The organism is Candidatus Avedoeria danica, from assembly GCA_016703025.1.
Classification (GTDB): domain Bacteria; phylum Chloroflexota; class Anaerolineae; order Epilineales; family Epilineaceae; genus Avedoeria; species Avedoeria danica.
This window is the reverse complement of sequence record JADJCV010000001.1, coordinates 296,014-308,749: the sequence shown is the minus strand read 5'-3', so window position 1 is coordinate 308,749 and position 12,736 is coordinate 296,014. Positions and strand designations below refer to the sequence as shown.

Below are 12,736 nucleotides of genomic sequence, written 5' to 3'. Positions count from 1 at the left end.
CCCCCACCCCCCATCGAACTAGGCCTCAGCACCTTCGGCGACATCACCGTCACCCCCACCGGCCACCCCCTCCCCCACGCCGCCGTTCTCCGCAACATCGTCGCCGAAGCCGAGCTCGCCGACCGCCTCGGGCTCGACTTCTTCGGCGTCGGCGAACACCACCGCGCGGACTTCGCCGTGTCGGCGCCCGAGGTCGTCCTCGCGGCGATCGCCGGCCGCACGAGCCGCATCCGGCTGGGCTCGGCCGTGACGGTGCTCAGCTCGGACGATCCGGTGAGGGTCTTCCAGCGCTTCAGCACGCTGGACGCGGTATCGAGTGGCCGGGCGGAGGTGATCATCGGCCGAGGCTCGTTCACGGAGTCGTTCCCACTCTTCGGGTTCGAGTTGGACCGCTACGAGGAGCTGTTCGAGGACCGCCTCGCGCTCTTCGCGGAGCTCCTGAAGGAGGGCCCGGTCACGTGGCGCGGCACCACCCGCGCCCCGCTGTCGGACCAGCGCGTCTTCCCGCCCACCGAGAGCGGCCGGCTGCGGACGTGGATGGGCGTCGGCGGCACGCCGGCGTCCGTGCTGCGCGCCGCGCGGTACGGCATGCCGCTCATGCTGGCGATCATCGGCGGCGACCCGCTGGCCTTCGCCCCCTACGCCCAGTATTACCGCGACGCCCTGGCCGAGCTCGGCCGCGCGCCCCTGCCGATCGGCGCGCACTCGCCGGGCCACGTGGCCGAGACGGATCAGCAGGCCCGCGACGAACTCTGGCCGCACTTCGGGCCGATGTACACCCGGATCGGCCGGGAGCGCGGCTGGCCCCCGCTGACGCGCGGCGCCTTCGAGCAGATGGCCGGGCCGCAGGGGGCGCTGTGCGTCGGCGCGCCGGAGACCGTGGCGGCGAAGATCGTTCGGACCGCCACGGCGCTCGGCCTCTCGCGCTTCGACATGAAGTACAGTGCCGGCACGCTGCCGCACGAGGCGATGCTCCGGTCCATCGAGCTCTATGCCACGCAGGTGGTGCCGCTGGTTCGGGAGCGGCTGGAGCGGACCGGACGGTGATCGAGCGCCAAGCGCGCCGCCCCGCCGACAGCACACGACCACTTTTGCCCGAGAGAACAGCATCCCACCCGCCCCACCCGCGACGAACAGCCCGAACCGCCCCCCGCCGCCCCCACCCGCCGCCCCCCCACCCCACGCCACCAACAACCCGACCCGCCCGCCCCGCCCCCGCCCGCGCCCTCGCAACGCCGCACTGTTCGGCCAGCACCAGGCGACCCAGCCGCCAGCTTAGGACGGCGGTGTACGGTTGCCTTGGGGCGGGGGCGGGGATGTTCCTGGCGTTTGCGGTGCTGTCGCTGACGCGGTGACCTGCCAAGGCGCTCCTCGTGCGCCATCCTTCTCGTGCATCCTACTCCTCGTGCGTCATCCCTTATTCAGTTTTGACCCTAGATCGCTGAACAACACCTTCTACAGTCAAGCAATGCTGAATAAGGTGGCGACAGGATGTATCGTCCGGATCATCCCCCTATCGTCGAGCACTCCCCGCCAACAACACCCCCGGCAACACCCCCTCCCACCACCCCATCACCCGCTCGTGGCTCCACCCGCGATCCACCGTCAAGCCGTAGTACGTCGTGTCGCCCAGCAGCGTGAGGAGCACGTCCGTGGCGCCCTCCGCATCCAGCCCGGACCGCAGCCGGCCCTTGGCGGCCAGAAGGTCGATGACCTCGCGGTAGCCGGCCCGTTGCAGCGCGTCGTGGTGTTCGTGCGTGCGCCGGACCTCGTCGTCGGTGAGGGCGGCGGCGCGGAGGATCTCGGAGATCCGGCTGGCGCGGGCGAAGAGCGGGCCGGCGCCGCGGACGAAGATCCGCAGCGCCTCGTCCGCCGTCGGCGCGGCCGCCATCGCGGCCCACCAGTCGGTCGCCTGCGGGATCGTAGGGTCGTCCTCGCCCATGACCGCCATGTCGATCACGGCGCTGATCAGCGCCGGTTTCGTGTGGAACGTGAAGTACACCGTCTGCGGCGCGACCCCGGCCCGCCGGGCGACGGCGGCGATCGTCGCGCCGTGGTAGCCGTTCGCGACGAACTCGTCGTGGGCGGCGCGCAGGATCTTCAGGCGCGTCGCCGCTGCTTTGTCCCGGCGCGACGCCCCCTTGACCTCGCGGATCACGCGGCTCATACTCCTCGCTGTTCGCTAGAGCACAACTCTAGTGTACCGCTACGGCATTTGCCGTGGGCGTCGCGCCAGCAGGAGGTCTTCATGGTCACTGAGCTTGCCACAGGTTCGCCGTCCGTGTCGCGCATCCGATTGTACGGCCGGATCTGCCTCTGGGCCGGGATCCTGGGCGCGGCCTCCGGGATCTACTTGGCCGTCGTCCCCCCGGTCGTCGGGCCGGAACGCTTCAGCTACCCGCTGGACACCACCGGCCACCAGGTGATCCAGGCCTGGTTCGCCGTCCAGCACATCGGTCTGATCCTCGGCCTTTTGGCGCTCCCGGCCAGCGGCGCGATCGGCGCGGCCCGCTACGGGCGCCTCGGGTTGTACGTCGCCGTCGCCGGACTCGTCGTCCTCACCGGCGCCGAGCTCTGGGCGATCACCGCCGCCGATGCCGCGATGGGCAGCGCCCAGTTGGCGCCGCTCGACACGGCCTACGGGATCGCGTCGACGATGGCCGGCGTCGGGCTCGTCGCCGCCGGCATCGCCGCCGTGCGGTCGGGACGATGGCAGGGCTGGGCCCGCTACCTGCCGCTCGCGCTGGGCATCTACGTCTTCGTCCCGATGTTCCCGGCGATGTTCGGGCCGTTCGTCGCCGCCCGGCTGGCGATCACGGGGTGGATGCTGCTGTTCGCCGCGCTGGGCTGGGTGCTCGCCCATCACGACTGACCCGCGACGGTACTGCGCCTACCTACCGCACCGCCTTCACCATCATCCGCACCCCCGTCCCCCCACCCTCGTCCCACCGCTCCCCGACGCCCACGAACCCCAGCCGCTCGTGAAACGCCATCGACCCCGGGTTCGGCGGCGCGATGTTCACCTCACACGTCACCGGCCCCCCCGCCCCGCGCCCCGCGTGCACCGCCAGCGCCTCGACGTCCGCGTACAACCGCCGTCCGATCCCGAGCCCGCGATACCCCTCGGCCACGGCGATCCGGTCGACATAGACGAACCGCGGGTAGCGCGCCACAAACCAGCGGAAGTTCAGGCTCTCGTACTCGGCCGTCTCCACCATCGCCAGAACGAAGCCGGCGATCGGCCCGCCCGCGCCGCCGGCACGAACGACGCGATCGACACGATCGTTGCGATCGACACGATCGTTGCGATCGACACGATCATCGCGATCGTCGCGAGCGTCCCCAACGACCCGGGCCACCCGCAGCACGAACGCCTCGCCGTGCAGGCGCGCGAGCTTCGGCGCGTCGATCGGGCCGACGTGGGGGACGTTGGACGCGTTGAGGGCGAGGATCGCCGGCAGGTCGGCGGCGGCGGCGTCTGTGATGCGAACCGCCGACGATGTCGCATGCGGCATCAGCGCGAGCCCCTCGCCAGACCGTTCAGCCGGTCGAGATCCCACTTCAACGGATTGTCGGCGATGTACTGGCGGATGCGGTGGAGGGATTCATCGGTGCGGATGACGTGTTCGTAGAAGTTGCGCTGCCAGACGGGGCTGCCAGGGGCCATACGCTGCGCGTTGACCTGCCGCGTCGAAGCAGCCTTGAACGATCGAACGACCGTCGGAATCGTCCCCACCGCCGGCCGCCCAAACCGTTCGGTGCCACCCACCGCCCCATCGACCGACGTCCATTTCCGCCCGCCGTCGCCACCCACCGCCCCATCGACCGACGTCCATTTCCGCCCGCCGTCGCCACCCACCGCCCCGTCGTCCGACGTCCATCTTCGTCCGATGTCGCCATCTACCGCCCCGTCGTCCGACGTCCATTTCCGTCCGATGTCGCCATCCACCGCCCCGTCGTCCGACGTCCATTTCCGTCCGATGTCGCCATCCACGTCGTGTAGGGGCACGGCATGCCGTGCCCACGCATCGGGCACATCATCGCCCGCGGCGTCCGGTCCCGACGCGGTTGCGTGGTGGCGGGGGTTGGTCGCGTGGTCAACGATGGGCACGGCATGCCGTGCCCCTACACCACCTAGGATCAGGATCCCGTGGATGTGGTTGGGCATGATGATGTAGGTGTCGAGGGTGGCGCCTGGACAATGGTCCGGGATCGAAGTCCAGCAGGTCTGCACGATCTCGCCAATGGGGTTCAACCTCATCACCCCACCCACCACTTCCCCAAACACCCACTCCCGCCCCGCCGTCACCACCGTCACGAAGTACGCCCCCGCCCGCCCGTAGTCGTACCGCGGCAGCCGGATCGACCGGCGGTCGCGCCGCGTCTCGTCGCCTCGCAGCGGACCGGCGTCAGCCACGATCACACGATCAGTTGTCGAGCGCGAGCACGAATGGAAGCGCCACCCTTGCTGCCCCCGCCGTGGCCGTTGCTCCCGCCTCCGCCGTGGCCGTCCCCCCCGCCCCCCGCCGTCGCCGTCGCCATCCCGCCACCCCCCGGCCCCCACCACTCCACCACCGTGGAGTAATCCAACCCCTCCTTCAACCCGCCCCCGATCGCGTAGAACCGCTCCCCCACCCCCGCCGATGCCAGCCCGTGCCGCGCCGTCGGCATCGGCGCCTCGACGGACCACGTGCCGGCGGCCGGGTCGTAGACGAAGTGGTCGTTGTATGTCCGCCCGCCGCCCTCGCCGCCCGTCACGTGGATCCGCCCGTCGGCCGTTGCCGCCGCCGTGCAGCCGCCGCACGCGCCGGGCATGTCGGGGAGGCGTGTCCAGGCGCCCGTCGCGGGATCATACGCCTCGAGCGTGCCGACGATCCCGCGGCCGAAGCCCCGCCCGGCCACGACGTAGATCTTGCCGCCGGCAGCCGCCGCCCCGAGGTGCTCGCGCGGCGTCGGGCCGGGCAGGTCGGCCCACGTCCCGGCGACGACGTCATAACGCCACATCCGGTCCTCGGCATCGCCGATCCCGCCGACGACGTAGAGCGCGGCGCTGATCGCACCTTGGTGCGCGCCATCGACGGCATCGTCGGACGCACCTGCGTTGGCCCCTTCTCGGTCGGCGGCGAGCACGACCATGAACCCCGCCGCCCGCCGCCCCGGCATGTCCGCCATCGCCGTCCACGTTCCCGTTGCCGGGTCGTACGCGTCCAGTCTGCGCGTGGCCGAGGCATGGTTGAGGCCGCCCGTATAGCCGCCGGCGGACCAGACGCGCCCGACGGATGCGGTCATCATCGGATGGTGGACGGCCGTTGGCAGCTCGGCCAGCACTTCCCAGGCGTCATCCGTCGTGTCGTAGCGCCCGAACCAGCGCCCGATCGACGCGCCCGGCGGCGTGAACCCGCCGCCGACGTAGATCGACCGGCCCAACCTGGTGCCCGCGATCTCGGCGATCCGCACCGGGATCGGCGCGCCGGTCGACCACGCGCCGGCCGTCGCGCTGTCGGCGTCCGCCACACCGGCGGAGGGCGGTCGCAGGACCGCCTCGCGGGCCCCGCCGACGACCGCCTCCGGTGCGCGCGTCGGCGCGTGCGATTCGGTCAGGACGGCGAGCGCGCCCATCGCCCCGAGGGCCGCGGCAGCGAGAACGTGTCGATGCACGGTGGTCATGGCGGGACGATAGGCGGCCTCGTGCGCGTCGGCAAGCGAGTCGGCCGGCCGGTCGGCCGGCCGGTCATCGACGGCCAAACCTTGGCGTCGACCTCGGCCCCGCCATACCATCGTCCGACGCCGATCCACGACAGGTCATCCCATGCCAACACCCATGCCCACGCCCCTCCCCTTCTCCCCCCACCGCCCCCACCCCTGGCACGGCCTCCCCCCCGGCCGCGACCTGCCGCTCCACGTGAACGCCTACATCGAGATCACGCCGTTCGATCAGATCAAGTACGAGGTCGACAAGGCGTCGGGCTACCTGCGGGTGGACCGGCCGCAGCGCGGCGCATCGTACGCGCCGGCGCTGTACGGCTTCGTGCCGCAGACGTACTGCGGCGAGGCGGTCCGCGCCCTCTGCCCGGGCGCGCAGCGCGGCGACGGCGACCCGCTGGACATCTGCGTGCTCAGCGAGCGACCGATCGCCCGCTCCGAGATCATTGTCCCGGCGCGGGTCGTCGGCGGTTTGCAGCTGTTGGACCACGGCGAGGCGGACGACAAGATCATCGCCGTCCTCGAGAACGATCTGGTGTGGGGCGCCGCACAGGACATCGCCGACCTGCCGCCGATCCTCGTCGAGCGGCTGCGGCACTACTTCAGCACGTACAAGCTCGTGCCGGGCGAGCTGCCCGTGATCGTCATCCAGGAGACGTACGGGCGGGACCGGGCGGCGGAGGTCATCACGGCATCGCTGGCGGACTACCGGACGCTGCGCGGCGACGACGCCACGCCATAGCCGCCACCACGAACAACCCCACGACCGCGCCCCACCCGAAAACGTCCCCGATCACCGAGTAGATCGTCCGCACCCCGGCCGTCGGCACCTGCGCGACCATCGTCCGGTCGCCGGCGGTGAAGTGGTCCATGGACGCCAGCGTCCGGCCGTACGGGTCCGTGATCACGGACCACCCAAGGTCGGCGTGGCGGATGACGCTCATCCCGTTCTCGATCGCGCGGAACGTCGTCATCTGACCGTGCAGTGGGTCGATCGCCTGCCAGTCGTGCGCCGGGGAGAGGAGGATGTCCGTGCCGTTGCGGCCGGCCTGGGCGATGTTGCGGATGAAGTCCGTGTCCCAGCAGATCACGCCGGACAGCGTCCCGTGCGGTGTCTCGACCGTCTTCAGCACGCCGTCGCCCTTCTTGGACCCCTCGAAGATGTTGCCGCCGAACTTCACGTGCTCCAGCACGACGTTGCCCGCCGGGTCGAACACGAGCAGCTTGTTCTCGGACGGGCGCGCCGCGTCCCGGTAGAGCGTGAGGAAGGGGATCCCGAGGTAGACCGCCCCGTCTCTGGCCGCCGCCGTGCCGCGGGCGATCAGGTCCGCCTCGTCCTCCTCGACGCCGACGCCGGCGCCCTCGGGCCAGAGGACGATCTTGGCGCCGGCCGCGGCCTCCGCCGCCGTCCGCTCGAAGTAGCGGTCATGGATCGCCCGCGTCGCCGCCGCGAACGCCGCCTGGTCCGAGTCGCGCATCGGCATGAGCGCGTTGAAGTCGATCGACTCGGCCGTCATCGACGCGACACGGACGGTGCCCGCTGCCGCCGGGGCGAGGGCAAGACGCGCGCCGCCGAAGAGGAGCACAGCGGCCAGCACGCCCCCGTACGTCCATCCGACGCGCCGCACCGTCGCTGGCGCGAACCCGTCCTCCCACGCCCAGTTGATCGCCGAGGCGCACCACGCCATGAGGAACGTCAGACCCCACAAGCCGGTCACGGACAGGATCTGCAGCAGGACGATCTGCCCGGCTTGCGAGTACGCCGTCGCCCCAAAGCTGCCCATCGGGCTGCCGCTGCCCATGTTCGCGAACTCGAGCGCCGTCGTCGCCAGCGGGAACGGCAGCGTCGCCCACCAGCCGGCCAGCCGGCGCCGCAGCAGCCGGTCCGCCACGTACGGCACGCATGCGACCAGGGCGTTGCCGGCGATCAGCACCTCCCGCGCCGGCGACCCCAACGGGATCATCCCGCGCCACCCCACCACCAGCGACGCCACGGCGATCGCGGCGATGAGCACGTAGCCCAGCCATGCCGGCCGCACCGTGCGCGTGAAGCGCAGCGCGACGATGGGCGCCAGCCACGCCAGCACCGGCACGGTGATCCGGCCGCTGGCGAAGATCGACAGGACGAGGGCAACGGCGAACCAGAGGTAGGGCGAACGATCGGCTCGGTCGGTTGGTCCCGTTGCCGGGAACGCGGTCGCCATGCTCGGGTCTCCTTGGTCGTCGCGCGCTTGGACTACGCCGACTCGACTACGCCGCTTCGACGATGGCGCCTCGACTACGGCACCACGTACCGCTCGATCTCCCCCCACAGCTCCGCCTTCCGCATCTCCGCCTCCACCGCCGTCGCGTTCAGCGCCAGCCCGCGGATGTCCTCGGTCTCGTCGAGGATGAAGTTCGCGCGGTCCCAGAGCAGCTTGACGAAATCGCGCACCGCCGGGTCGGCGCGCAGCGCGGCGTAGTCCGCCGGGTGCTTCGTGCGGGCCTGGCGGAGGTAGAGCTCGACGTAGAGCATCATCGTCACCAGGCCGTCGCGGTGGCTCACCCGCTGGTTCGGCGGGAAGAGGTCGTGCAGGCCGTAGCCGGTGAACATCGAGTGCGTGTAGGCGTTGAACTCGTCCAGCAGGTTGAAGAAGCCCTGCGTGCCGGACTGGCCGGTCAGGTACGTGCTCTTGTACTGGTTCTCGAGCGGCCCGGTGATGAACTGGGCGATCTCGCTGCGGGCATACGTCGGCACGACGTCGACCGTCACCGTGAGGTCGGCGCGGACCTCGTAGAAGTACTTCTTGCCGATCGTCGGGATGAACCCTTCCTGGAAGCCCAGCTGGTGGTTCATCTCGTGCACCGCCAGCTCCATGCTGCGCACGAGGTCGTCGAACGTCCCGGTCCGGCCGCTCGTCCAGAGCGTCGCCTTGCCCTTGCTGTCGTCGAGCTGCGTGACGATGTGGTGCCCGGTCGGGTAGCGCCGCCGGAGGATCTCGAGCATCGTCTCGTACCAGCGCGCGGCGCTATAGCCGGTCCTCAGATCGTCGAGCGACGGCCGCGCCGTCAACGGCTCGCTGTAGCCGGAGCGTTGCGTGGCGGTGGGCGTCGCGGTCGTTGCAGGGGTCGGCGTATGGACGTCGTGCGCGGTTCCGGTGGGATACGGGAAGTCGGTGTCGGTCGGCGTCGGTGTCACGGTGATCGGCCGCGGCGGCGGGCCGAAGCCGCCGCTGAGCAGGCCGATCGGCAGCCAGGCCTGCGGCAAGACGTCCCCGCCCTGTAGGGCATGCTCGATGCCGGCCGCCGGCGCCGCGTCCGCGTGGACCCCCGTCCACGCGGCGACGACGAGCGCCGCCGCGATCAAGAGCCCGGCGTGAACGAAGTTCGTGATCGCCCGCCCCGTCCGCGTCATCCGCGTCCGCATCGTCCGCGTCCGCATCGTTCTCGTCCGCATCATCCTCGTCCGCAACCGCCACCGCATCATCGACCTCCCACCAGGATCACCGCCGGCACGCCGACCAGCGCCGGCTCGCCCGACCCGTCGGCCAGCACCATTCCGCTCGACGCCCCGCCGTCCAAGTTGAACGCGATTCGAAGGTCCAGTTCGTGCGCCGCCGCCAGCCACTCCGAGAGTCCATGCAGCGAGAACCCGCCCAGCGGCATGACGATCAGCACGATGCGCCCCGCGCGGTCCTGACCGATGACCGTCCGCCGGGCCGCCGCGCCGTTGTCCTCGGGGTAGGCCGGCGTTCCGTCGGGCCGGACGAGGATCGGGAACGACTGGACCGCGGCGGTCAGCGCCTCGGCCGGATCGAACGGCCGTTCGGCCAGCCAGCGAACCTCCGGCCCGGCGTCCGTCACGGCCAACATGCCGGCGAAGTCGCCGTAGCTCGCCCCGCTCGGGGTACCGCCCGCGACGATCAGGCCCGTGGCCACGTTCTCCTCGGTGAAGTAGCCGCCGTTCACGACGACCACCGCCCCGGTCTCGGCCTGCCAGCCGGACAGCGACTGCGGCGACCCCGGCCGGTAGGCGACCCCGAACGGCTGGGACGCCGGATCGACGCGGACGATGAACGGCCGGTCGACGATCGTGCCGGCCCCATCCCGCGCCGCCATCACGCGCGTGACGATGCCGCTCTCCACCTCCCGCCAGCCCGTGTCGTCCCGCTCGGCCGCTGCCGAGCCGGCGTCCGGCATCGCGGCGGGGTCCGTCGGGCGATCATCGACGGCGGACGGCGCGCTGCCCACATCGGCCGCGCCCTCCACCTCGACGGCGGGGCGCTCGGCGCGCAGGTCGTCGTCGGCGGGGGGCGTGCAAGCGGCCAGCGGCGCGCAGAGGAACAGGGCCGCCGCGGCGCGCGCCGAAGCGCGGCGTGCGTCGGCGCGACGACGTAGGCGAGCAGACATGGGGGTCATGAGATGGCGATGATGTCGGAGCCGCGTTGGGCGGTCAATTCGGCCCTCACCCCACCACATGCGTCCCGTCCTGCCCCCGCCACGCCCCCGCGATATGCTCGATGTCCGTGATCGTCGCCGTCGCCCCCCCGCCGCGGCCGACGAACGCGACGGCCGCCTCGATCTTCGGCCCCATCGACCCCGGCGGGAACTGGCCCGCCGCCAGATACGCCGCCGCCTCGCCCGCCGTGAGCCGATCGAGCGTCCGCTCGCCCGGCGTGCCGTAGTCCAGCGCCACCTTGGCCACGCCCGTCACGATGAACAGCCGCGCCGCGCCGAGCCCTGTCGCCAACAGCGCCGACGTCAGGTCCTTGTCGATCACCGCCGGCACGCCGTCGAGCCGCCCGTCCGCCCCGCGGACCACCGGCACGCCGCCGCCGCCGGCCGCCACGACGACCGCGCCGCCGTCGACGAGCGCGCGGATCAACGGCAGCTCGAGGATCGCCCGCGGTTCGGGCGAGGCGACGATGCGCCGCCAGCCGCGCGCCGGGTCGTGGATGAACTGCCAGCCCCGCCGCCGCGCCATCCGCCGCGACCGTTCCTCGCTCATCCACTCGCCGATCGGCTTGTCGGGGGCCGCAAACGCCGGATCGTCCGCATCGACGAGCACCTGGGTGATGATCGCCGCGACCGGACGATCGATCCCGCGCGCCGCGAGGGCGTCCGCCATGCTGCGCACGAGCTGGAAGCCGATCTCGCCCTGCGTCTGCGCCACCGCGGTCGCCATCGGCAGCGGCTCGATCTCGGCCTCCGCCATGCTCGCCCGCCGGAGCGCCCGGCCGACCTGCGGACCGTTGCCGTGCGTGATGACCAGCCGAGCGCCCTCGGCCACGAGGTCCGCCAAACGATCGGCGGTGGCGCGCGCCAGCTGCCATGCGTCGTCGCCCGCCGCCCGCTCGAGCGCGTTGCCGCCGATCGCGACGACCGCGCTCCCGGCGCCCAGGGAGGGAGCCTCGAGCGCGGTCGTCATCGGCGCAGCGGACGATCCGGTTACGGGCAGCCCGCCTTCCAGATCGCAGGGTTGCAGACGCTGTAGGGCATGTTCATGTTCTGCGTCGAGAGCCAGTGCCGATAGCTGTTGTAGAGCGGGTGGTACGGCACGTTCGGGTTGCGCTTCATCCCGTAGCCGTAGATCGTCCACGGCTCGGCCATCGCCTGGTCCTGGATGACCTTCGGAACGTCGTACTGCTTCTGTGGGCAGACCTTGTACTCGATCCCGGCCGCTGCGCCGCCGGGCGTCGGCGTCGGGATCCCCGCTCCGGGCGGGGGTGCCGGCGGCAGCGGGGCGGTCGCCGTGGCGGGCGCCGTGCCGATCGGCGGCGGCATCGTCACGCCGGGCGGGATCGGCAGCGACGTCATTTCGGGCGGCGGCGGCGCAAAGGGCGTCGCGCAGCCGCTGGGGTAGTAGATGTAGCCCGGCGGGCACTGGTAGCACGGATAAGGGGGGTACGAGGGTGGATAAGGGTTGCGCGGATAGGGCGGGTAGTAGCGCTGCAGCGGCGCATGGGCCGCGACGTCCCGCGTCGTCCAGCCACCGACAATGCCGGCGGCAAGCGCTGTCGCAGCGGCGGCGGCAAGCCATGTGCGGCGGCGGCGAGAATGTGGATCGCGTGGATTGCGCTCGGTCATCACCGGCAGGTCGTGCGGGTGCGTGTTCATGGTCGGCTCCCCTCCTCGATTCGATACGCCTCGGCCAGCGGATTCCTGGACGGGCCCGGGCAGGGGTACGTCGCTCAGGTGGGATGATAGTCAGACCGAGGGGGGGGCGGCAACCGGTGCCGCAGCCGGCGCCGGCCGAAGAGCCCCTTTCAGCCCCAATCGTACGTCCACGCCACCCACCCCCGCCCCGCCGAATCATCGACGAGCCGCGGCAGCCGCACCCGCGCTTCGATCCGGCACGGCCGCTCCGTGTCGGGGTCGATCCAGGCCGTCCCCTCGCCCTCGAACGTCCAGAGCCCGCCCGCGTTCGCGTTCACCGGCAGGTAGGCCGGGTGCGCCTCCCACCACGTCCCGTACGCCCGCGCGCCCACGACGAAGTCGACCCGCCGGCAGAGCCCGTCGCCGATCGGCTCGAGCGCGCCGCCGCGCGGGGCGTGGGCGGTGGCCAGCAGGACGAGCGGATCGCCGACGGGCAGGCGCGCGCCGAGCGCCCGGAGCGGGATCGTGACGCCGTCGGAGGCGACGACGGAGGGGCCGTCGACCGTGTACGTCGCGGTCATCGCGGCGAGGGCCGTCGCCCCGGCAGCTCCTGTCGTGCGATCCGCGGCGGTCTCACCGCCCAACGGCGCGATGTCGAGCGCAAGCCGCCCGGTCCCGTCCCCCGTGCCGGCGACGCGGAAGCGCGTCGTGACCGCGCCGTGCTCGACGCGCGACTCGCCCCGCACGGTGTAGGGCTGCCCCTCGATCGCCCGCCAGCTGCGCCGCAGCGGATCGTGGGCGGCGAAGGCGCGCAGCGCGACGGCGGCAGCGGCGAGGACGGCAGCGCTGGCGATGAGGGCGGGCCATGGAACGCGCCGAAGCGGCACGCGCCGAAGCCGAAGAAGAGCGGGAAGGCGTCCAAGAAGCGGTTTACAGCCCATGACGCGGAGGATATACT

At 71.9% G+C, this 12,736-nt stretch carries 13 protein-coding genes; 3 read left to right on the top strand and 10 right to left on the bottom strand.

Annotated features, from left to right (window positions below; genetic code table 11):
• Window positions 1–12 precede the first annotated feature (12 nt).
• Window positions 13–1,047: an LLM class flavin-dependent oxidoreductase gene (locus IPG72_01210; GenBank protein ID MBK6767659.1), complete on the top strand. Its 1,035-nt coding sequence runs from the start codon at window positions 13–15 to the stop codon at window positions 1,045–1,047.
• Between the two features lie 466 nt (window positions 1,048–1,513).
• On the opposite strand, the gene IPG72_01205 is transcribed toward IPG72_01210, so the two are convergent.
• Window positions 1,514–2,167: a TetR family transcriptional regulator gene (locus tag IPG72_01205; protein MBK6767658.1), complete on the bottom strand. Its 654-nt coding sequence runs from the start codon at window positions 2,165–2,167 to the stop codon at window positions 1,514–1,516.
• An 81-nt stretch (window positions 2,168–2,248) separates the two neighbouring features.
• Here IPG72_01205 and IPG72_01200 point away from each other — a divergent pair, with 81 nt between their 5' ends.
• Window positions 2,249–2,872 carry a hypothetical protein gene (locus tag IPG72_01200; protein ID MBK6767657.1) on the top strand — a complete coding sequence of 208 codons (624 nt, stop codon included), beginning with the start codon at window positions 2,249–2,251 and terminating at the stop codon, window positions 2,870–2,872.
• Window positions 2,873–2,894: 22 nt separating this feature from the next.
• Here IPG72_01200 and IPG72_01195 read toward each other — a convergent pair whose 3' ends face one another.
• From IPG72_01195 to IPG72_01185, 3 genes are read right to left on the bottom strand one after another with little or no spacing between them, the layout of a single operon-like run.
• On the bottom strand, window positions 2,895–3,515 hold the full coding sequence (locus tag IPG72_01195; protein ID MBK6767656.1) for a GNAT family N-acetyltransferase: 621 nt from the start codon (window positions 3,513–3,515) through the stop codon (window positions 2,895–2,897).
• Window positions 3,515–4,417, bottom strand: coding sequence for a hypothetical protein (locus tag IPG72_01190; GenBank protein ID MBK6767655.1), 903 nt, complete (start codon window positions 4,415–4,417; stop codon window positions 3,515–3,517). Before IPG72_01190 ends, IPG72_01195 begins: the two co-directional genes overlap by 1 nt.
• A gap of 2 nt (window positions 4,418–4,419) precedes the next feature.
• Window positions 4,420–5,745: a hypothetical protein gene (locus tag IPG72_01185; protein MBK6767654.1), complete on the bottom strand. Its 1,326-nt coding sequence runs from the start codon at window positions 5,743–5,745 to the stop codon at window positions 4,420–4,422.
• Window positions 5,746–5,821: 76 nt separating this feature from the next.
• On the opposite strand from IPG72_01185, the gene IPG72_01180 reads away from it, so the two are divergent.
• Window positions 5,822–6,445, top strand: coding sequence for an inorganic pyrophosphatase (locus tag IPG72_01180; protein ID MBK6767653.1), 624 nt, complete (start codon window positions 5,822–5,824; stop codon window positions 6,443–6,445).
• Here the strand turns inward: IPG72_01180 and IPG72_01175 are convergent.
• The 6 genes from IPG72_01175 to IPG72_01150 form a co-directional block, all read right to left on the bottom strand.
• Window positions 6,390–7,907, bottom strand: coding sequence for a hypothetical protein (locus tag IPG72_01175; protein MBK6767652.1), 1,518 nt, complete (start codon window positions 7,905–7,907; stop codon window positions 6,390–6,392). The genes IPG72_01180 and IPG72_01175 overlap by 56 nt on opposite strands.
• A gap of 74 nt (window positions 7,908–7,981) precedes the next feature.
• The gene (locus tag IPG72_01170) at window positions 7,982–9,124 is read right to left on the bottom strand and encodes a hypothetical protein (GenBank protein ID MBK6767651.1); all 1,143 of its coding nucleotides are present in this window, start codon (window positions 9,122–9,124) and stop codon (window positions 7,982–7,984) included.
• A 41-nt stretch (window positions 9,125–9,165) separates the two neighbouring features.
• Window positions 9,166–10,101 carry a phosphodiester glycosidase family protein gene (locus IPG72_01165; GenBank protein MBK6767650.1) on the bottom strand — a complete coding sequence of 312 codons (936 nt, stop codon included), beginning with the start codon at window positions 10,099–10,101 and terminating at the stop codon, window positions 9,166–9,168.
• Between the two features lie 46 nt (window positions 10,102–10,147).
• The gene (locus IPG72_01160; GenBank protein ID MBK6767649.1) at window positions 10,148–11,110 is read right to left on the bottom strand and encodes a carbamate kinase; all 963 of its coding nucleotides are present in this window, start codon (window positions 11,108–11,110) and stop codon (window positions 10,148–10,150) included.
• A 20-nt stretch (window positions 11,111–11,130) separates the two neighbouring features.
• Window positions 11,131–11,799, bottom strand: coding sequence for a hypothetical protein (locus IPG72_01155; GenBank protein ID MBK6767648.1), 669 nt, complete (start codon window positions 11,797–11,799; stop codon window positions 11,131–11,133).
• Window positions 11,800–11,948: 149 nt separating this feature from the next.
• Window positions 11,949–12,665: a hypothetical protein gene (locus tag IPG72_01150; GenBank protein MBK6767647.1), complete on the bottom strand. Its 717-nt coding sequence runs from the start codon at window positions 12,663–12,665 to the stop codon at window positions 11,949–11,951.
• Window positions 12,666–12,736: the final 71 nt, after the last annotated feature.